Raw genomic sequence first — 21,402 nt, 5'->3', positions numbered from 1 at the left:
CAATCCGGTTTATGCAGGCGTCCATTCTAGCGCCGACGGCCGGTGATGCGCACCCAACCTTCGCGATTGGCAATCGGGTCCAGATCAAAGTCCTGAGCGTAGGCCGCTGCGACGTCTTCGCCTTGTTCGGCGAGAATGCCCGACAGCGCCAGACGGCCGCCCGGCTTGACCAGGCTGGACAGTTGCGGCGCAAGCGAAACCAGTGGGCCGGCGAGGATGTTGGCGACCAGTACGTCGGTCTGAACCTGCGGTAAATCCTGTGGCAGATACAGTGGGAACAATGCTTCGGCGATGTTATTGCGCCCGGCGTTGTCGCGGGATGCTTCCAGCGCCTGCACGTCGATGTCGGTACCGACGGCTTCTTTGGCGCCCAGCAGCAGGGCAGCAATCGCCAGAATCCCCGAACCGCAACCGAAGTCCAGTACGTTGCAACCCTTCAGGTCCTGGCCGTCGAGCCATTCCAGGCACAGCGCGGTTGTCGGGTGGGTGCCGGTGCCGAACGCCAGGCCTGGATCGAGCAGCAGGTTGACTGCGTCCGGCTCCGGTGCAGCGTGCCAGCTCGGGACGATCCACAGACGCTGACCGAAACGCATTGGCTGGAAGTTGTCCATCCAGCTGCGTTCCCAGTCCTGGTCTTCGATCACTTCGCTATGATGCTCTGGCAACGGGCCGCCGGTCAGCAACTCCATGTGGGCCAGTACGCTCGCGGCTTCAGTGCCGTCTTCGAACAGCGCCAGCAGATGAGTGTGGGACCACAGCGGGGTAGTGTTCAGTTCCGGTTCGAAGATCGGCTGATCTTCGGCGTCCATGAAGGTCACCGAAACGGCGCCGACTTCAAGGAAAGCGTCTTCGTAGGTTTCGGCTTGTTCTGGGCTGATGGCGAGACGGACTTGCAGCCAAGGCATGGCGGGCACCTTTGAAAAATGTAATTGCAGCCTAGCGGGCTGCGGGAAGCACGCAAGTTTACGCGAGGCGAGCGCAGAAGACGACCGGGTTGCCAAGGTTCGGCGCGGTATGAGGCGTTGAATCGGTTCTGTGGCGAGGGAGCAAGCTCCCTCGCCACAGGGGTTTGCGTGAGCCAAGGCAATTCAGCAATCTCCAGAAACAACAAAGCCGCTCGAAAGCGGCTTTGTTGGTCTGGATCAAGCTTAGTGCTGCTTGGCCAGCTTGTGTTCCAGGTAGTGGATGTTGACTCCGCCTTCGCAGAAGCCTTCATCGCGTACCAGGTCGCGGTGCAGCGGGATGTTGGTTTTGATCCCGTCGACAACGATTTCATCCAGCGCATTGCGCATGCGTGCCATGGCTTCATCGCGCGTCGCCCCCCAGGTGATCAGCTTGCCGATCAGGGAGTCGTAGTTCGATGGCACCTTGTAGCCGCTGTAGAGGTGCGAATCGACCCGTACACCGTTGCCGCCTGGAGCATGGAAATGCTTGACCATGCCTGGGCAGGGGATAAAGGTTTTCGGGTCTTCGGCGTTGATCCGGCATTCCAGCGCGTGGCCGTGGATCTTCACATCGTCCTGGGTGTACGAGAGCGGGTTGCCAGCGGCGATGCTGAGCATCTCCTTGACGATGTCGATCCCGGTGACCATTTCCGATACCGGGTGCTCTACCTGGACCCGAGTGTTCATCTCGATGAAGTAGAAGTGGCCATTCTCGTAAAGGAACTCGAATGTGCCGGCGCCACGGTAGCCGATGTCGATGCAGGCTTTCACGCAGCGGGCGAGCACTTCCTGGCGCGCCCTCTCGTCGATGCCCGGTGCCGGCGCTTCTTCGAGAACCTTCTGGTGACGACGTTGCAGCGAGCAATCGCGGTCGCCCAGATGGATGGCGTGGCCCTGGCCATCGGAAAGTACCTGCACTTCCACGTGACGTGGGTTGGTCAGGAATTTTTCCAGATAGACCATTGGGTTGCTGAACCAGGCGCCAGCTTCGGCCCGGGTCTGCTTGGCCGCTTCGATCAGGTCTTCTTCGCGGTGCACTTCGCGCATGCCGCGACCACCGCCGCCGCCAGCGGCTTTGATGATCACCGGATAGCCGACTTCGCGACCAATGCCGATAGCGGTTTCCGGGTCTTCCGGCAGCGGGCCATCAGAGCCTGGCACGGTCGGTACGCCGGCGCGCTTCATGGCGTCCTTGGCTGAAACCTTGTCGCCCATCAGGCGAATGGTGTCAGCTTTCGGGCCGATGAAGGCGAAACCGGATTTTTCGACCTGTTCGGCGAAATCAGCGTTTTCCGCAAGGAAGCCATAGCCAGGGTGAATCGCCGTGGCGCCAGTGACTTCAGCGGCCGCGATGATTGCCGGGATGTGCAGGTAAGACAGGTTGGCAGGTGCCGGACCGATGCAAACGCTTTCGTCGGCCAGACCCAAATGCATCAACTCTTTGTCGGCAGTCGAGTAAACCGCGACGGTCTTGATACCCATTTCCTTGCAAGCGCGCAGGATCCGCAGGGCGATTTCACCGCGGTTGGCGATCAGGACTTTTTCCAGCTTCGCAGGTTTCAACATCGTTGGCTCTCCGCGGTTCAAACGATGGTGAACAGCGGTTGGTCGTACTCAACCGGCTGGCCGTTTTCTACCAGGATGGATTCGATCACACCGCTGGTTTCGGCCTGGATGTGGTTCATCATTTTCATCGCTTCAACGATGCAGATGGTGTCGCCTTTCTTCACGCTCTGGCCAACTTCAACGAAGGCTGGCGAAGTCGGTGCCGGGGTGCGGTAGAAAGTACCGACCATCGGCGACAGAACTACGGTGCCGTTGAGTTTCGGTGCTGCCGGGGCTTCAGCGGCGGCCACTGGAGCAGCGGCGACTGGCGCGGCAACCGGAGCCGGAGCGGCCATCGGTGCAGGTGCGTAAAACTGTTGTGCAGGGGTTTTGCTGTGACGGCTGATCCGTACGGATTCTTCGCCTTCCTTGATCTCGAGCTCGTCGATACCGGACTCTTCCAGCAGTTCGATCAGTTTCTTAACTTTACGGATATCCATGAATCATCAACTCCCAAGGGTCGGTCAGGGGCGTTTAGCTTGTTGTTCAAGCTGTTCCAGGGCGGCCTCCAGGGCCAGTCGATAACCGCTGGCGCCAAGGCCGCAGATCACTCCCACCGCAACGTCGGAGAAGTAAGAGTGATGGCGGAAAGGTTCGCGTTTGTGCACGTTAGACAAATGCACTTCGATGAATGGGATGCTCACCGCCAGCAGCGCGTCACGTAATGCGACGCTTGTATGCGTAAAAGCTGCTGGGTTGATCAAAATGAAGTCCACACCTTCGCCGCGCGCGGCATGGATGCGGTCGATCAATTCGTACTCGGCGTTGCTTTGCAGGTAGAGCAAATGATGGCCGGCATTACGGGCCCGCTGTTCCAGATCTTGATTGATTTGAGCCAGGGTTACTGCACCGTAGACACCCGGTTCGCGGGTGCCGAGCAGGTTCAGGTTGGGGCCGTGCAAAACCAGTAGGGTCGCCATCTGCTGTTCCTTGTTATCTATGTGCAGTTGTCAGAACCCGGCGACTATGCCGCAAAGCCTTTGTGACTGTCCAGTTCTCTGCAATAGCCAGCACGATGCCCGATGTTTGCGCGAAATATATGACCAGCGTATTAAATATGGTCATTCGCTTTGGCGACACGTTCGGCGAAGTCCGCTGCATTGATCTCGCCGATCACTCTCACGTCTCTGCGTTCGACGCCGTCCTTGCCGAAAAACATCAGCGCGGGTGGCCCGAACAGTTTGTAACGGTCGAGCAGGGCGCGTTGTTCGCGGTTGCTGGCAGTGATGTCGAAGCGAATCAGTCGATAGCCTTTAAGTCGTTCGACGACATGGCTGTTGTTAAGCACCTCATGTTCGATGACTTTGCAGCTGATGCACCAGTCGGCGTACCAGTCGAGCAGCAGCGGGGTTCCGGCAGTTTTGGCTTCGGCGAGGGCGCGATCGAGCTCTGCGGGCGTACTGATGGTCTGCCATTCGCTGGCGCTTTGAGCTTGTGCGCCACCGGTTGAGTTAACCGCGAACGACTGACCGACCGGACTCAATGGATCGGTCTGACCGCTGAGCGCGCCGTACCAACAGACCAGCGCATAGAACAACAGAAACAACCCCAATAACTGTGCCAGTCGCTGTCTCGGGGCCTTGTAGATGAACTCCAGTGCGCCGAGAAACAGGCTGACACCGGCTGCCAGCAAGCCGATCAACAGTAAGGTGATCTGGCCTGGCAGCACTCGACTCAACAAGCCGACCGCCAGCCCCAGCAGCAGGACGCCGATGGCATTTTTAACGTAGATCAGCCATGAGCCGCTTTTTGGTAGCCAGGCTGCTCCGCCAGTGGCGACGAGCAGCAATGGCGCGCCCATACCCAGGCCCAGCACGAAGAGTTTCAGTGCGCCGCCCAACGCATCACCACTGGCGCTTATATAGAGCAGAGCGCCGGCCAACGGTGCCGAGACGCAGGGTGAAACCAACAGGCTCGACACCACGCCTAATACTGCTGCGCCCCACAAGGAACCGCCTTCGGTGCGGTTTGCCACGCGGTCCAGGCGACTACTGATAGCGTGCGGCAGTTTCAGTTCGAAGATACCGAACATGGCCAGGGCAAATACCACGAAAAACAGTGCGAACGGTACCAGCACCCAAGCCGATTGCAGGCGTGCCTGGAGATTCAGTTGGGCGCCGAACATCCCCATCAGTGCGCCGAGCAAAGCGAAGCAGACCGCCATTGGTAGCACGTAAGCCAGCGACAGATTGAAACCGCGCCAGCCGCCAACCTGGCCGCGCAGCACCACGCCGGAGAGGATTGGAAGCATTGGCAGTACGCAAGGGGTAAAGGTCAGGCCTAAACCTGCGAGAAAAAACAGCGCCAGTTCTCGCCAGTTCCAGCGCGTCTGGTCGCGGGTTGCGGGCGTCTGGGCGCTGAGTACTGAAGAGGATGTGCCATCGATGCTCAGTCGCTCGGTTTCTGGCGGGTAGCACAGGCCTTTATCGGCACAGCCTTGATACGTGACGGCCAGCGTAAGGGCGCGCTGATCGCCAGCCGTGCGCGGCAGTTCTACATCGAGAATGCCGTGGTAGACCTCGACGTCGCCGAAATACTCATCGTGTTTTTTCTCGCCCTGAGGCAATTGCGCGGCACCCAGCGTGACGTCGGCAGGCTCGGTGCGGAACTGAAAGCGATGGCGGTAGAGGTAATAGCCTTCGGTGGCGACGAAGCGCAGCTTGATCGATTGCGGGGTGCTTTCTACCAGACTCAACTGAAAGGCTTCGCGTACCGGCAGGAAATCGGCGCTGTTATTGATCGCACCCAGGGTCGAACTGGGGCGACTGTCCAGCAGCCCGGCGGCAGTCACCGGCAGTGCGAGGAGTAACAGCATCAGGCAGAGCAAGCGGCGCATAGCGATCTCGCGTATTGAACGTGTGCGCATGATAGCGGAGTGAGGCGGGGTGTGCAGGGAGCGGGCTTCAAGAGCGACCGCTTCGCGGTCATTCGCGGGCAAGCCCGCTCCCACATTTGATCGCATATATCCTGTGGGAGCGGACTTGCCCGCGAAGGGGCCCTTCAGACCCGAAATGCCTGAACGGCTGTATGCAACTGCCCGCCCAGCGCCAATAAATGCTCACCCTGGCTGCGTCCTTCACCAATCCTCAGCAAGTTATCCCCACCCAATTGGTGAATCCGCTCACTGTGATCGCGGATTTCGCTGACGGCGCCGCTCTGTTGGGCGGTGACATCGGCGATCCGCACGGCGGTGTCGGAAATGGTCTGGATCGCTCCGACGATTTCATCCAGAGCACCGTCGGCCGCTTGTGCCTGATTGGCTGTGGCTTCGGCGTGTTCGACCTGCGCGCGCATGCCTTCTACCGATTGTCGGGCGGCCATTTGCAGGCCGGCGATCAGCGTCTGGATCTCGGCGGTGGCGCCGGCGGTGCGTTGCGCCAGAGAGCGGACTTCTTCAGCGACTACCGCAAACCCTCGCCCCATCTCTCCTGCGCGGGCGGCTTCGATGGCGGCGTTCAACGCCAGCAGATTGGTCTGATCGGCGATAGATCGAATAACCGTGAGCACGCCGCCAATGGTCGCCGACTCTTCGGCCAAGTGTTCGATCATCTGCGCGTTGCCTTGCACCTCGCCCACCAAGGCGTGCAATCCCGTGAGACTCAGCCCGATCACTTTCTGACCGTGCTCGACCGCAAGCCCGGCGTGACGGCTGGCGTCGGCGGCCTGGCTGGCATCGCCGGCTACCTGCTGAATGGTGGCTTCCAGTTCACCCAATGAGTCGCGAATTTGTGCGGTGTCCCCGGCCTGGCGTTCGGCGCCGCTGTGCAGCCCGCTGCTCAATTCGGCCAAGGCGCGGCTGCTGCCGGCGACCTGTTCGGCGTTTTGCCGGATGGTTCCCACCAGATCAACCAGATACGCCCGCAGCCGATTCAGTGACTCTTCAATATCGTGCAGCTCTCGGTTGGTGGCGCCCAGCTGGATATCCCGGCTGAAGTCGCCTTCGGCCCAGGTCGACAAGGCCGGCGCCAGGTTGGTCAGCACTCGGGCCAGGCGCCGTTGCAAGGTGTCGATGAGCAAGGCGATCAACAGGATCAGACCGATCATCAGCCCTTGGATGATCCGCACTTCCCCCTGAATTTGCCCGTGCTGGGCGCGAACGGCCGGCTCCAGACCGGAAATTGCCTGCTGCACCGCAGTGATTTTGAGGTGAGTGGCGGCGCTGAGGTCGGCGCGTTTCTGGATCTGCTCTCGCGTGCGGCTCAGTTCGGCCGGGTAACGCGTCAGCAGGCTATTGAGTTCGCGCTTGAGGACAATGCCAGTATCTTCGGCGACGTTTTTTTCAGTGTTCTCCAGCCCCATCATGGCGGCGTAGTCATCGGTGTTCGATTCGCTACTGGCCGTGACGCCCAACAGAGGCAGGGCTTCGAGTTGCTCAGCCTGGGTACGGATGCTGGCGACTTCACGCTCGACATCCGCCGCCAGCTCGCTGCGACCGCTGCTGACCAGTTTGTCCCGGGCCAGCGACAGTTTGGCCAGATGCTGCGACGCCGCCAGCAATGAGGGCAGATAACCGGCGGTATTCGGGTTGTTGGCGCCGGTGGCGTATTGGCTGAGCTGTTCCAGGTTGGCGCCCAGCTCACGTTCGGCCTGAAGCAGCAAAGCCTGCGGATCGCCAGCAAGTTTGCCCGCAGCCAGCAGGTCGGATTTGCTGAAGTCATCCAGGCTCGAAAGGCTTGGGCGCAGGCTTTGCGCCAGATCGGCAGGCAGCTCGCCGAGTTCTTTTTGCAGCGTTTCGAGCGATTGGCTGGCCGCACTCAAGCGTAGGGCGTCGCCACTGGCCAGGTAGTCTTCAATATTGCGCGCCACCTGATTCTGGAACTGTTGTGACAGACCCAGGTAACGCTCCATCAGCAGATAGGGTCGCTCCAGCGCCTGTTGCGACCACCAGAGCGTGGCACCGAGTGCGAGGCAAACGGCGACTAACAGGAGGGTGTTGAGATTGGTCAGCAGCTTCAGGCGCATCGAGGGTCTACCAACGACAGAATGGTAAGTGCCTGAAGTTATTGCGTTTCTGTTACAGCCTTATGACTGGCTCGGTGGATTCCGGTGAAAAAGTGGCACTTTGCTTTTATTGCGGAGCCACATGCACACGATTTCGCCCGGCATGCTTGGCGCAGTACAACGCTTCGTCTGCCTGGCTGGCCATCATCAGGCTGTCGGAATCCTCGCGCAGCGCTACAACGCCGGCGCTGAAGGTGCACCAGAGATCCTGAGGTTGCGCTGGGTAGTGAATCTCGGCAAAGCGTTGACGGATTTCATTGAGCACTTTGTAGGCCGATTCGACATCGGTGTCCGGCATGACAATGGCGAACTCTTCGCCGCCATAGCGTCCGATGAAGTCGGTCTTGCGCAGGCGTTGCTTGAGGAACAGCGCCAGGCTCTTGATCACGCGGTCGCCCATCGGGTGGCCGTGGCTGTCGTTGACCCGTTTGAAGTGGTCGATGTCGAGCATCGCAAAGCTCAATGGCTTGCTTTCGCGACGGGCGCGGAAGCTGCAGTCTTCGAGCAGTTGCAGGATATGGGTGTGGTTGTACAGGCCGGTCAGGCTGTCGCGGACCATCCGCGCCTTGAGATTACGCGCGCGGGCTGCGCGGTTGCGCACGGTGGTGATCAGGTGGCGCGGCTTGATCGGCTTGGTCAGGAAGTCGTCACCGCCTTCGCTCATGGCGTCGAGCTGCTTGTCCAGATCGTCTTCGGCCGACAGATAGATGATCGGCACGCTGACATAACGGTCGTTGTGGCGGATCACCTTGGCCAGTTCGGTGCCGGTGCAGGCCGGCATGTACATGTCGAGGATGATCAGGTCTGGCTGGAAGTCCGCCAGTTCGGCCATCGCTTGAATCGGCTCGATCAGGGTGCGGGTGACAATCCCGGCGCTGTTGAGCAGGCGTTCGGTGTGCAACGCCTGAGCGCGTGAATCATCGATGATCAGCACTTTGTACGGTTCGTATTGGGCGACGCAGGTCAGGACTTCGATTTTTTCCAGCAGGCTCGAGGCTTCGAGGGTACCCGTCAGAAATTCCTGGCCGCCGGCACGCACGGCCGCGAGACGGGTCGGGGTGTCGGTTTCGAGCAGGCTGAAGAACAGCAGCGGCAGTTTGTGCTCAAGGCCTTCTTGGGCTTCGGCCGCCAGTTTCAGCCCCATGCCGGTGCCACAGAAGTCGACGTCCATGACGATCGCTGCGGGCAGCCGTTCGACCAGCGAGGAGCGAAATGCCGCGACACTGTCCAGCGACTGAGCGCTGAGGCCAAAAAATTCAAGCTGCTTGGCCAGCCGCTCGGCACGGTCGTGATCTTGCAACATCACGTAGATCGGCTTGCGCAGCGGTGGCAGGAAGGTTTGTTCGAGTTGGTCGCCATGGCGCAGGCCGGTGCGGGACAAACGTTGCATCAAGCGATTGAGGTCGGTAATCAGCCCGCTGCTCAGACGCCCGCGGTTGGCATCCACCGCTTCCAGCGATTGGCCGATGCTGCGCGCCAGCAGACAGTGTTCGGGTTGTTCAAACCGTTCGGCGAACCGCAGCAGGCGCAAGTTGGCCTCAGCGAGTTCCGCCATGTCGGTGGGCGACCATTCGATTCGTTGCAGGCGTTGCCATATCTCAAGAATCTGACGTGCCTGATGAATTACCCGCTGGGCAAAGTGGTGCTTGAGGCGCTCACGGCTGGGGTCTTCTGGCTCGGTCATATCCTGACTACTAGTTAGGGTGCATGCTGAGATCGACTGGTGGCCCTATGCTAGCACCTCTTTTCGATTGCACGAGTGCCGTAGGTCAATAAACTGCACAGCCACGTGATTCATTTTCTGACTGCTGGGTCGCATGGCAGGATAGCTGTGCTTCATTGATAGTGCCCGCTTGATGCGCGACTATTATGCGGCGCTTCGTTTTGCGGCTGATTTAATCCGCTCAAAACGAAGCACGATGGGGTAGGGTTGTGGTCGAACCGATGAACTCAAGTGATTGAAAGGATATAGCCATGCTGGACTGGAAGAACCGCGCAGGCAGCGCGCCTGAACGTGCCGCTGAACCCAAGTCGGCAACCCGCAGCTATCTTGGTGGCTTGCTGTTCAGCCGTGCCTTGGCCACGGTGGTGGGGCTGTACCTATTGGTGGCTATGGCCGTGGGTTGGTACTGGAGCCGCGAGCCGGCACTGTTTCCGGTTCAGCAGAACGCTCAAGTGGCTGCCGAGAAGGAAGGCAAGCAGATGGTCGTCGGTTACACCACGGTGGAAACCCTCAAGACCGTTGCCGGTACGCTGCTGCACAAACCCGGTGGCTACCTCTCCAATGATCGCTTTCCGCCGGGTATCTGGCTGGACGATATCCCTAGTTGGGAGTATGGCGTGCTGGTACAGGTCCGCGACCTGACCCGAGCCCTGCGCAAAGACTTCGCCCGCTCGCAATCGCAGTCCGCTGAAGACGCTGATCTGGCCAAGGCCGAGCCGCGCTTCAACTTCGACAACAAAAGCTGGGTGCTGCCTTCCAGTGAGTCCGAGTATCAGGAAGGCATCAACTCCCTGAGTCGCTATCAGGCGCGCCTATCCGATCCGAGTCAGAAAAACGCGCTGTTCTATGCCCGCGCCGACAACCTGAACAACTGGTTGGGCGATGTAGGCACCCGTTTGGGTTCGCTGTCGCAGCGCCTGTCGGCCAGCGTTGGCCGGGTCAAGCTCAACACCGCGCTGAAAACCGAAGTCCTGGCGCCGGGTCAGGTGCCGCAGGTAGATGAAGAGGTGGTGGAAACCCCTTGGCTGCAGATCGACAACGTGTTCTACGAAGCCCGCGGTCAGGCCTGGGCGTTGTCCCACCTGCTGCGTGCCATCGAAGTCGACTTCGCCGATGTACTGGCGAAGAAAAACGCCACGGTCAGCGTGCGTCAGATCATTCGTGAGCTGGAAGCATCCCAGGAGCCGGTATGGAGCCCAATGATCCTCAACGGCAGCGGCTTCGGTGTGCTGGCCAACCACTCGCTGGTCATGGCTAACTACATTTCGCGGGCCAACGCGGCGGTTATCGATTTGCGTCAACTCCTTTCCCAAGGCTGAGTCATGGTCGAGACCTCTATAGAGGCTGCGCATCGCGCGGCCTCGGATGCTGAACTCATCGCTTGGGTCGATGAGCAAGACAACTTGCTCGGCGCCCTGGTCCGGTCCGATCTGCGCGAGCGTGGGCTGATCGGGCGCGGCACTTACATCATGCTGTTCAATTCCGCCGGCGAGCTGTGCGTGCATCGGCGAACCCTGAGCAAAGCCATCTATCCAGGTTTCTGGGACGTGGCGGCAGGCGGCATGGTCCTGGCGACAGAGACTTATGCTGAATCGGCGGCCCGTGAACTGGAAGAAGAGCTGGGGGTGAGCGGTGTGGAATTGACCGCACATGATCACTTTTTCTTTGAAGATACCGGCAATCGCCTGTGGTGTTCGGCGTTCTCGGCGGTCTGGGACGGGCCATTGCGTTTGCAACCTGAAGAAGTGCTGGAAGCGCACTTCATGCCGATCGACCAGGTGATGCAGGAAATTGCGCAAAAGCCCTATTGCCCGGACTCTTTGGCTGCCTTGAAACGTTATCTGCGCTCACAGGGCGGACACGTCGCAAAAGATGCATAAATTGGCGCCGATTGGCTCTTAGCAAGTGCGCTTTTTGCCGTTACACTGCGCGACCTTTTCAAGCTGGACCGGAATTGCCCGGTTCAGTAGCGCTGCCCCTGCCTGAGTGGGGCTTCGCGGTCGATGGCACTTGCCAAAGTGCTTCGACCAGTCTTTGTCCTCCCAAGAGGATTGCCGGTGGCCAAAAAAGCCGCATCCTTCGCCGCCCTTGGTGGCCTGGTATTTTCCACCGACGCAGGTCGACATTGCCCGGACTGTAGCCAGCCGGTGGATGCCTGCATCTGCAAACAAACCGTTATCCCTGCCGGCGACGGCATTGCTCGCGTGCGTCGCGAAAGCAAGGGCCGTGGCGGCAAGACGGTGACCACCATCACCGGCGTGCCGTTGGCCGAAGATGCGCTCAGTACGCTAGCCACTACGCTAAAGAAGCGTTGCGGCACCGGTGGCACGTTGAAAGACGGCGTCATCGAGATCCAGGGCGAGCATGTCGAGCTACTCTTGGCAGAGCTGATCAAACTCGGTTTCAAAGCGAAGAAGTCCGGCGGTTAGCAGCCTCTGTGAAGACCACCCCGACTTGATGCAGTCCTGATCCGATTCAGGTTTGCCGTCGTCTCCATGGTTTTCACAGAGCCTGTTCAAACCGGTTTCTAAACTCCGTGCTGTAAGCGAGGTCTATCCCCCTCGAATGCAGGCTAATCGTCATTTTCATTCTTTAGACTGCGCCAGCCTGATCTCAGGTGACGCTCTATGACTTCATTTATAGGGGACTTCGATGTCCGTACGACGCACACGCAAAGACGATGGCAGCCAATGGACAGTTGCGGACAGCCGCAGTGTTTATGGGATTCGCCATTGGGGGGCCGGGTATTTCGCGATCAATGACGCCGGTCGCGTCGAAGTTCGTCCGAACGGCCCGAGCAGCGCGCCTATCGATCTGTTCGAACAAGTCGAGGAACTGCGTAAAAGCGGCCTGTCGTTGCCGCTGCTGGTGCGCTTCCCGGACATTTTGCAAGACCGCGTACGTCAGCTGACCGGTGCGTTCGACGCCAACATCGAGCGTCTGGAATACCAGAGTAAGTACACCGCGCTGTACCCGATCAAGGTTAACCAGCAGGAAGCGGTGATCGAGAGCATCATCGCCACCCAGGACGTTTCCATCGGTCTGGAAGCCGGCTCCAAGCCGGAATTGCTGGCGGTACTGGCGCTGGCGCCCAAGGGCGGGACCATCGTCTGCAACGGTTACAAGGACCGCGAGTTCATTCGTCTGGCGCTGATGGGCCAGAAGCTCGGTCACAACGTGTTCATCGTGATCGAGAAAGAATCCGAAGTCGGTCTGGTGATCGAAGAAGCGGCTACGCTCAAGGTCAAGCCCCAGGTCGGTCTGCGAGTGCGTTTGTCGTCCCTGGCCTCGAGCAAGTGGGCTGACACCGGTGGTGAGAAATCCAAGTTTGGTCTGTCCGCGGCGCAACTGTTGTCGGTGGTCGAGCGTTTCCGCGCGGCCGGCCTGGACCAAGGCATTCGTTTGCTGCACTTCCACATGGGCTCGCAGATCGCCAACCTGGATGACTACCGGCACGGCTTCAAGGAAGCGATCCGTTACTACGGCGAATTGCGCAACCTCGGTCTGCCGGTGGATCACATCGACGTTGGCGGTGGTCTGGGTGTCGACTACGACGGTACCCACTCGCGCAATGCCAGCTCGATCAACTACGACATGGATGACTACGCCGGTGTCGTGGTCGGCATGCTCAAGGAATTCTGCGACGCGCAGAGCCTGCCGCATCCGAACATCTTCTCCGAGAGCGGGCGCTCTCTGACCGCCCACCACGCCATGCTGGTGGTTCAGGTGACTGACGTCGAGAAGCACAACGACGACGTGCCGCTGATCGACAACAAGGAAGAACTGCCGGAAACCGTGCAATGGCTGGTTGACCTGCTGGGCCCGACCGACATCGAGATGGTCACCGAGACCTACTGGCGCGCCACGCACTACATGAGCGACATCGCTACCCAGTACGCCGATGGCAAACTGACTCTGGCCGACAAAGCCTTGGGCGAACAGTGCTATTTCGCGGTCTGCCGTCGCCTGCACAACTCGTTGAAAGCCCGTCAGCGCTCCCATCGTCAGGTGCTCGACGAACTCAATGACAAGCTCGCCGATAAGTACATCTGCAACTTCTCGGTGTTCCAGAGCCTGCCGGACACTTGGGCGATCGGCCAGGTGCTGCCGATTCTGCCATTGCACCGTCTCGACGAAGAGCCACTACGTCGTGCCGTGCTACAAGACCTGACCTGCGACTCCGATGGCAAGATCAAGCAGTACGTTGATGAACAAAGCATCGAAACCAGCTTGCCGGTGCATGCGCTGAACGACGGTGAAGATTACCTGCTGGGGGTTTTCCTGGTAGGCGCCTATCAGGAAATTCTCGGGGATATGCACAACCTGTTCGGTGATACCGACTCGGTGAACCTCTACCAGAACCCGGATGGCAGCGTGTACAGCGCCGGTATCGAAACCCACGACACCATCGAAGACATGCTGCGTTACGTGCACTTGTCCCCGGAAGAGCTGATGACCCACTACCGGGACAAGGTTGCCTGCGCGAATATCAGCGCCGCCGAGCGTACCCAGTACCTCGACGCCCTGCGCCTGGGTTTGACTCGTTCGTCTTACCTGTCTTCTTGAGGTCATAAGCAGTTGCTTCAGGCTGTCTGAAAATGCACTGTAACCCGTGTGTTTTTTCAGATGGCCTGGTGCGATGTTTCCTTTTCAGAAAGAGCGCCTCAATAGCTTGCGCAGTAGCTGGCACGAGATCTTCTATTGAAGCGTTGCACATTCAAGTGGCTGTCCGGCCTGGCGCTTACAGGGTTGCTGTTGGCGGCAGTGACGGCGTGCTCGCCCCTCAAACTGCTCAACTCGCTGACCCCCAGCAGTACGTTCAACAAAACCTCAGGCATTGCTTACGGCAGTGATCCGCGGCAGAAACTCGATGTCTATACGCCAAAACAGGGTCTGAAAAGCGCCCCGGTCGTGGTGTTTTTTTATGGCGGTAGCTGGAACAGCGGTTCACGCGACGACTACAGCTTTGTCGGTGAGGCACTGGCTTCCAGAGGGATAGTGACGGTTGTGGCCGACTATCGACTTTATCCACAGGTACGCTATCCATTGTTCCTTGAGGATGGGGCTCAGGCAGTGGCATGGACCCATGAACATATTCACCAGTTTTCCGGTGACCCGCAGCGGCTCTACTTGATGGGGCACAGCTCAGGCGCATACAACGTCGCCATGCTGGCACTCGACCCCGATTTTTTGGGCGCGGTTGGAATGACACCGCATAACCTCAGCGGCTGGATTGGTCTGGCGGGGCCTTACGATTTTTTACCCATAGTGAATCCCGAGGTCCGTCCGGTGTTTTTTTATCCAGACTCACCGCCCGATTCGCAACCTATCAACCATGTCAGTCGGGGCGCGCCGCCGGCCTTGCTGATGGCCTCGCGCGACGATGATGTGGTCAATCCAACACGCAATACGGGTGGTTTGGCGCGCAAGCTTCGCCTGGCCGGTGTTCCGGTACAGGACCTCTATTTTTCCCACACCAGCCACGCGACGCTGGTGGCCGCGATGTCCCGTCCACTGCGTCGATTGGCGCCGGTGCTGGATGAGGTCGCTGCTTTTATCAATGCCACGCCTGTTCAGTGAGTGGCGCTGGACCAGCCATCGCTCTTGTTTATGTGCCAGGCAAATGCCCCGAGGGTCAGGCTTCGCAGCAGCATGAACAACAGAAACGCCAGCCACAGACCATGATTGCCAAAGCCCCGTAGAGCCCAGGCAAACGGCAGCACGATGATCACGGTCAGCAGCATGCCGTTGCGCATTTCCCTGGCGCGAGTGGCGCCGATGAACAGGCCGTCGAGCAAGTAGCTCCAGACCGCAATCAGCGGCAGCGCCGCGAGATAAGGCAAATAGATGAACGCTGTTTCGCGCACGCTCTGGATGTTGGTCTGCATTTCAATGAACAGATGACCAGCCAACAGAAACAGCACGGCGAAGCCCACACTGGCCAGCAATGACCAGCCACAGGCCACCACCAGCGAGCGGCGCAGGGCCTGGCGGTCATGGGCACCGATGGCATGTCCGCACAGGGCTTCCACGGCATGGGCCAGACCGTCGAGGGCATGGGCTGTGAGCAGTAAACCGTTGAGTAGCAGGGCATTGGCCGCAACCGTCGCGTCACCCAGCCGTGCACCCTGTACGGTGATCAGGAAGAACACCGACTGCAGCGCCAGGCTGCGAATGAAAATGTCCCGATTGACCGCCAGCAGCGGTCGCCAGCTTTGCCACAGCGCCAGCGCGGCCCAGACAATATGGCCGGGGTAGGCGCGCAAGGCTTTGCGGGTCATGGCCAGACCGATCAGCGCGCCGGTCCATTCGGCGATGACCGAGGCCCGTGCCGAGCCGACCACACCCCATTCCAGACCGAGGACGAACCACAGATTCAGCGCGATGTTCACCAGGTTGGTGCTCAGCAGGATCGCCAGCGGTGCGCGGGCGTTTTGGGTGCCGAGGAACCAGCCCACTAACGCAAAACTGGCCAGCGCCGCCGGCAGGCCGAACAGCCGGGTATGGAAAAAGTCCCGGGTCATTTGGTCGAGTTCAGCAGAGGGTTGCATCAGGCTCAGGGCGACACTGCTTAGCGGTACGCCAATGGCACCGAGCAGCAGCGCCAGGCCCATGGCCAACAGCAAGCCTTGTAGCAGGACTTGTCGAAGTGCTGTGCCATCCCCGCGTCCGGCAGCCTGAGCGGCAAAACCGGTGGAGCCCATGCGCAGAAAACCCATGGCCCAGGCCAGAAATAGGTACAGGTTGGCACCGATAGCGACAGCGCCGAGCTGGTGGGCATGGGGCAGATGGCCGATCACCGTGCTGTCGACCAGAGCCACTAGCGGAACGGAAATGTTCGACAGAATCATCGGCGCCGCGAGCGCCCAGACACGGCGATGAGTCAGGCGGTGGCGCCAATCGGTGATCAGGGTGGACATGCAGGCTCCTTGTTGAGCCGGCATTGTAGCGGCAGATCCAGAATTGGCGTTGTTCCCTTCGCGGGCAAGCCACGCTCCCACAGGATGTGCGCAATCCCTGTGGGAGTGGGCTTGCCCGCGAAGACTGCAGTACAGGCGCCACTGTTTTCAGAGCCCCCCCTCCCTCTATCGGTCAATGTGACCGGTGTGACAGGCGGTTTGGCACCAGTGATATATAGTTCAACCCTTCGATACTCCTGCCAATGAGTGCCTCATGCTTAACAAAGGATTGTTTCTGGCCTGTGCGCTGGCGCTGCTAAGCGCTTGCGATTCGTCGACTTCCGATAAAGCGCCGTCCACTGCCGCACCCGCAGCGGCGGTCACAGCACCCAAGGCCAAAACGGTACAGGACGTTGCTGTTCTGAAGCAGCGCTACGCCGGTCGCGAGTTAAGCGTGGTGGACGTTTCCGAAGTTCAGCTCGATGGCGCCAGCACGCTGTCGGTGAGTTTTTCGGTGCCGCTGGACCCTGAGCAGAAGTTCGATGAAAAACTGCACTTGGTGGATAGCAAGAGCGGCAAGGTCGACGGTGCCTGGGAGCTCTCCGATAACCTGATGGAGCTGCGCCTGCGTCACCTTGAGCCTCAGCGCAAACTGGTGCTCACCGTCGATGCCGGTCTGCGCGCGGTGAACGACACCAAACTCTCCGCCGACTACGTCAGCCGACTGGAAACCCGTGACCTGCAGTCCACCGTAGGCTTTGCCAGCCGTGGCACCTTGCTGCCGACCCGTTTGGCCGAAGGGCTGCCGGTGATCGCGCTGAACGTCAACAAGATCAACGTCGAATTCTTCCGCATCAAACCCGAAGCCCTGCCGGCCTTTCTCAGCCAATGGGGCCGCAACACCAGCCTGCAAAGTTATGAGTCGCGCGAACTGCTGCCGATGGCGGATCTGGTCTATGGCGGCCGCTTCGACCTGAACCCGGCGCGCAATACCCGGGAAACCCTGTTACTGCCGATCGCGGGCCTCAAGCCGTTGCAACAACCCGGCGTCTACCTGGCGGTGATGCGCGCTTCCGGCACTTACAGCTACTCGCAACCGGCGACCCTGTTCACCCTGAGTGATATCGGTCTGTCGGTGCATCGTTACCAGAATCGTCTGGACGTCTTCACCCAAGCGCTGGAAGGCGGCAAGGCACTGGATGATGTCAGCCTCGAACTGCTCGACAGCGACGGCCATGTAGTGGGCCAAGGCAAGACCGAGAAGGGCGGCCATGCGCAATTGCCGTTGCCGAAAAAAGCCGAAGTACTGCTGGCTCATCAGGGCGAGCAGACCAGCCTGTTGCGTTTGAACAGCGCCGCACTGGACCTGGCCGAGTTCGATATCGGCGGGCCGCAAGCCCATCCCCTGCAATTCTTTGTATTTGGTCCGCGCGACCTGTATCGCCCCGGCGAAACTGTGCTGCTCAACGCCTTGCTGCGAGACAAAGACGGCAATGCGGTCAAACCGCAACCGGTGAGCGTCGAAGTTCGTCGCCCGGATGAACAGGTCAGCCGCAAGTTTGTCTGGGACGCTGATGCGTCGGGTCTCTATCAATATCAACTGCAACTGGCCGGCGAAGCGCCGACCGGGCGCTGGCAGCTGGTGTTCGATCTGGGCGACGGCAAGCCGCAGCTGTATGAATTCCTCGTCGAAGACTTCCTGCCTGAGCGTCTGGCCCTTGAGCTCAAAGGCAGCGATGGCCCGATCAAACCGGCCGATACCGCCGAAATCAGCGTCAACGGCCGCTATCTCTATGGTGCACCGGCCTCGGGCAATCGCCTGAGCGGCCAGGTGTATGTGCGGCCGCTGCGTGAGGCGGTCAAAGCCTTGCCCGGTTATCAGTTTGGCTCGGTCACAGAAGTAGAGTTGAGTCAGGATCTGGAACTCGACGAAACCGCGCTGGACGCCAATGGTGAAGCGGTTATCTCCCTTGAAAGCAAATGGGCCGAAGCCAAATCGCCGCTGCAACTCATCGTTCAGGCCAGCCTGCAAGAGTCCGGCGGCCGGCCGATCACCCGTCGCGTGGTGCAACCGGTATGGCCGGCGGATCGTCTGCCGGGACTGCGAGGGTTGTTCGAGGGTAAAGAAACCAACGGCGACGGCCCGGTCGAGTTCGAGCTGCTGGTGGCCAACAATGAAGGCCAGAAACTGGCGGCGGATAACCTTAAGGTCCGCTTGGTGCGCGAACGCCGTGACTATTACTGGAACTACTCGGAGAGCGATGGCTGGAGCTATCACTTCAACGAAAAATTCCTCAACCTTGACGAAGAAACCGTCAGCATCAAGGCCGGCGACACCGCGAAAGTCAGCTTCCCGGTGGAGTGGGGCCCTTACCGCGTCGAAGTCGAAGACCCGCAGACCGGTCTGGTCAGCAGCCTGCGCTTCTGGGCCGGTTACCGCTCCCAGGACAACGCCCAAGGCGGCGCAGTGCGTCCAGATCAGGTCAAATTGGCGCTGGACAAGCCGGCCTACGGCGATGGCGATACGGCCAATGTGACTGTCACCCCGCCGGCTGCCGGCAAAGGTTATCTGTTGGTGGAATCGGCCGACGGTCCATTGTGGTGGCAGGAAATCGACGTGCCGGCCGAGGGCAAAAGCTTTGCGGTCACACTCGATCCGAAATGGTCGCGGCATGATCTGTATGTCAGCGCGCTGGTGATTCGTCCCGGCGAACGCAAAGCCAATGTCACCCCGAAACGCGCGGTCGGTGTGCTGCACCTGCCGCTGGATCGCACCCAGCGCAAACTCGGCCTGACCCTGAATGCACCGGAAAAAATGCGTCCGAAACAACCGCTGACGGTGAAGATTCAAGCGAAAAATGCCGACGGCAGCGTACCGAAACAGGTGCACGTGCTGCTGGCCGCCGTGGACGTGGGCATCCTCAATATCACCGAATACCCGACGCCGGATCCGTACTCCAGCCTGTTCGGTCGCAAGGCGTATGGCGCCGACCAGCTGGATGTTTATGGGCAACTGATCGAGGCCGGTCAGGGGCGTTTGGCCAGCCTGGCTTTTGGTGGTGACGCGGCGCTGGCCAAGGGTGGCAAGCGTCCCGACACCAGCGTGACCATCGTTGCCCTGCAAAGCGCTCCAGTGACTTTGAACGAGCAGGGCGAAGGTGAAGTCAGTGTCGACATCCCCGACTTCAACGGCGAACTGCGTCTGATGGCCCAAGCCTGGACTGACGATCGCTACGGCATGGCCGAAGGCAAAACAGTGATCGCCGCGCCGCTGATCGCCGAACTCTCGGCACCGCGTTTCCTCGCCGGTGGTGACCAGACGAAACTGGCGCTGGACCTGTCGAACCTCTCGGGCAAGGCCCAGAACCTGACGGTGCAACTGAGCGCTGAGGGCCAACTGAGTTTGCTCGGCGAGGCGACTCACAGCGTGCAGCTGACTCAAGGTCAGCGCACTACTGTGCAGATTCCGGTGCAGGCACTGGGCGGTTTCGGCCAGGGTAACGTCAAAGTGCTGGTTGACGGTCTGGACCTGCCGGGCGAGAACCTGCCGCCGTTCACTCGCGAGTGGACCTTGGGTGTGCGTCCGGCCTATCCGGCGATGCTCAAGCACTACCGCGCGGTGCTCAAGGATCAGCCGTGGAACTTGCCGGAGGGTGAGTTGGCGGCTTTCGAACCGGCCGGGCGTGAAGCCTTGCTCAGCCTGTCGAGCCGACCGCCGTTGAACCTGGGTGAGCAGATCCGTGCGCTCAAGGCCTATCCCTATGGCTGTCTAGAGCAAACCGCCAGCGGCTTGTACCCTTCGCTGTATGCCGACGCTGCGAGCCTCCAACGCCTTGGTCTTGCAGGCGAGCCGGACGCTGATCGCAAACGCAAGATCGAGCTGGGCATCGAACGCCTGTTGGGCATGCAGCGCTACAACGGCAGCTTCGGTTTGTGGGGGGCGGACGGTGAGGAAGAGTACTGGCTGACCGCCTATGTCACCGACTTCCTGCTGCGCGCTCGCGAGCAAGGTTTCACAGTTCCGCCCCAGGCACTGAAAAAGGCCAACGAACGGCTGCTGCGTTACGTTCAGGAGCGTAACCTGATCGAAGTGAACTACAGCGAAAACGCCGAGCACACGCGCTTCGCGGTGCAGGCTTATGCCGGTCTGGTATTGGCCCGCAGCCAACAGGCGCCACTGGGTGCGTTGCGCAGTCTGTTCGAGCGTCGCACCGATGCCCGTTCCGGTCTGCCGCTGGTGCAACTGTCCATCGCCTTGCAGAAAATGGGCGACCAGCCACGTGCTGATCAGGCATTGATCGCAGGGTTGGCGGCGTCACGCAACAGCAAGGACTGGCTCGCCGATTATGGCAGTCCGTTGCGCGATCAGGCGCTGATTCTGGCACTGCTGGAGGAGAACGACCTGGCCAAGGGCAAGCGCGAAGAGCGTCTGTTCGAGCTGTCCGATCAACTGGCGGCCAACCAATACCTGTCGACTCAGGAGCGCAACTCATTGTTCCTCGCCGGTCGTGGATTGCTGGGCAAGCCCGAAGCCAACTGGACTGCGCAACTGAGCAGCGGCGGTGAAGTCCGTGAGCTGAGCAATAACCAACCGGGTCTGAAACTTGAAGGTGCGCTGCTGGCATCGCCGCTGTCCTTGCACAACGAAGGCAAGGAGCCTGTGTATCAGCAACTGACCATCTCCGGTTATCCACAACAGGCGCCGATAGCGGGTGGCGAGAACCTGAGCATTCGCCGCGAGTACCTGGGCATGAACGGCCAGCCGTTGGACCTCAAGGCCTTGGCCAGTGGCGATCTGGTGTTGGTGCATTTGGCGGTCAGCGCCAAGCAGCGAGTGCCGGACGCGTTGGTGGTGGACTTGTTGCCCGCCGGTCTGGAGCTGGAAAACCAGAATCTGGCACAGAGCGCCGCGAGTCTGGAAAACGCCAGTAGCAAGGTCAAGGAATGGCGCGTGTCGATGCAAAACGCCAGCCTCAAGCATCAGGAGTTCCGCGATGACCGCTACGTGGCGGCGATGAACCTGGACGGTTACGGCACCACGCACCTGCTGTACCTGGCGCGCGCCGTCACCCCCGGCACCTACCGCGTACCACCGCCGCAAGTGGAGTCGATGTACCGGCCGAACTGGCATGCCGTAGGCGAAACACCGCCGGAGATGGTGATCAAAGGGCGGTAGGGGAGATGATCGTTCCCACGCTCTGCGTGGGAATGCCTCACTGGACGCTCTGCG

Annotated in this window: 14 protein-coding genes; 6 read left to right on the top strand and 8 right to left on the bottom strand. The window is 60.1% G+C overall.

The features are described from left to right. Positions 1–26 precede the first annotated feature (26 nt). The 7 genes from prmA to ACN1C3_RS28205 form a co-directional block, all read right to left on the bottom strand. Positions 27–905, bottom strand: a complete 879-nt coding sequence (gene prmA / locus ACN1C3_RS28235) for a 50S ribosomal protein L11 methyltransferase (RefSeq protein WP_419119017.1) — start codon at positions 903–905, stop codon at positions 27–29. Positions 906–1,148: 243 nt separating this feature from the next. Next, complete coding sequence (gene accC, locus ACN1C3_RS28230) at positions 1,149–2,510, bottom strand: acetyl-CoA carboxylase biotin carboxylase subunit (protein ID WP_419119016.1); 1,362 nt, start codon at positions 2,508–2,510, stop codon at positions 1,149–1,151. 17 nt (positions 2,511–2,527) lie between these two features. Next, positions 2,528–2,989 carry an acetyl-CoA carboxylase biotin carboxyl carrier protein gene (accB, locus tag ACN1C3_RS28225; protein ID WP_419119015.1) on the bottom strand — a complete coding sequence of 154 codons (462 nt, stop codon included), beginning with the start codon at positions 2,987–2,989 and terminating at the stop codon, positions 2,528–2,530. A 24-nt stretch (positions 2,990–3,013) separates the two neighbouring features. Next, a complete protein-coding gene (gene aroQ / locus ACN1C3_RS28220) occupies positions 3,014–3,469 on the bottom strand; it encodes a type II 3-dehydroquinate dehydratase (protein ID WP_419119014.1) in 456 nt (151 codons plus the stop codon). Positions 3,470–3,600: 131 nt separating this feature from the next. Continuing rightward, on the bottom strand, positions 3,601–5,385 hold the full coding sequence (locus tag ACN1C3_RS28215; RefSeq protein ID WP_419119013.1) for a protein-disulfide reductase DsbD: 1,785 nt from the start codon (positions 5,383–5,385) through the stop codon (positions 3,601–3,603). A gap of 164 nt (positions 5,386–5,549) precedes the next feature. Then, the gene (locus ACN1C3_RS28210; RefSeq protein WP_419119028.1) at positions 5,550–6,593 is read right to left on the bottom strand and encodes a methyl-accepting chemotaxis protein; all 1,044 of its coding nucleotides are present in this window, start codon (positions 6,591–6,593) and stop codon (positions 5,550–5,552) included. 1,024 nt (positions 6,594–7,617) lie between these two features. After that, the gene (locus ACN1C3_RS28205; RefSeq protein ID WP_419119012.1) at positions 7,618–9,234 is read right to left on the bottom strand and encodes a diguanylate cyclase; all 1,617 of its coding nucleotides are present in this window, start codon (positions 9,232–9,234) and stop codon (positions 7,618–7,620) included. A gap of 290 nt (positions 9,235–9,524) precedes the next feature. Between ACN1C3_RS28205 and ACN1C3_RS28200 the strand changes: the two genes are divergently transcribed. From ACN1C3_RS28200 to ACN1C3_RS28180, 5 genes are all read left to right on the top strand, one after another. Beyond that, on the top strand, positions 9,525–10,592 hold the full coding sequence (locus ACN1C3_RS28200) for a DUF2333 family protein (protein WP_419119011.1): 1,068 nt from the start codon (positions 9,525–9,527) through the stop codon (positions 10,590–10,592). A gap of 3 nt (positions 10,593–10,595) precedes the next feature. Further along, a complete protein-coding gene (locus ACN1C3_RS28195) occupies positions 10,596–11,153 on the top strand; it encodes an NUDIX hydrolase (RefSeq protein WP_419119010.1) in 558 nt (185 codons plus the stop codon). A gap of 177 nt (positions 11,154–11,330) precedes the next feature. Then, entirely contained in the window at positions 11,331–11,702 is a 372-nt protein-coding gene (locus ACN1C3_RS28190) for a translation initiation factor Sui1 (protein ID WP_419119009.1), read from the top strand. 223 nt (positions 11,703–11,925) lie between these two features. Continuing rightward, on the top strand, positions 11,926–13,839 hold the full coding sequence (gene speA, locus ACN1C3_RS28185; protein ID WP_419119008.1) for an arginine decarboxylase: 1,914 nt from the start codon (positions 11,926–11,928) through the stop codon (positions 13,837–13,839). A 159-nt stretch (positions 13,840–13,998) separates the two neighbouring features. Beyond that, positions 13,999–14,853, top strand: coding sequence for an alpha/beta hydrolase (locus ACN1C3_RS28180; RefSeq protein ID WP_419119027.1), 855 nt, complete (start codon positions 13,999–14,001; stop codon positions 14,851–14,853). Here ACN1C3_RS28180 and ACN1C3_RS28175 read toward each other — a convergent pair. Beyond that, a complete protein-coding gene (locus ACN1C3_RS28175) occupies positions 14,847–16,193 on the bottom strand; it encodes an MATE family efflux transporter (protein ID WP_419119007.1) in 1,347 nt (448 codons plus the stop codon). The genes ACN1C3_RS28180 and ACN1C3_RS28175 overlap by 7 nt on opposite strands. A gap of 253 nt (positions 16,194–16,446) precedes the next feature. Between ACN1C3_RS28175 and ACN1C3_RS28170 the strand changes: the two genes are divergently transcribed. Then, entirely contained in the window at positions 16,447–21,348 is a 4,902-nt protein-coding gene (locus ACN1C3_RS28170) for an alpha-2-macroglobulin family protein (protein ID WP_419119006.1), read from the top strand. Positions 21,349–21,402 lie beyond the last annotated feature (54 nt).

The sequence above is a fragment of the Pseudomonas sp. H11T01 genome, from assembly GCF_048515765.1.
GTDB lineage: Bacteria > Pseudomonadota > Gammaproteobacteria > Pseudomonadales > Pseudomonadaceae > Aquipseudomonas.
Note: the sequence above shows the minus strand (reverse complement) of the source record. Positions and strands in the feature narration are given on the sequence as shown.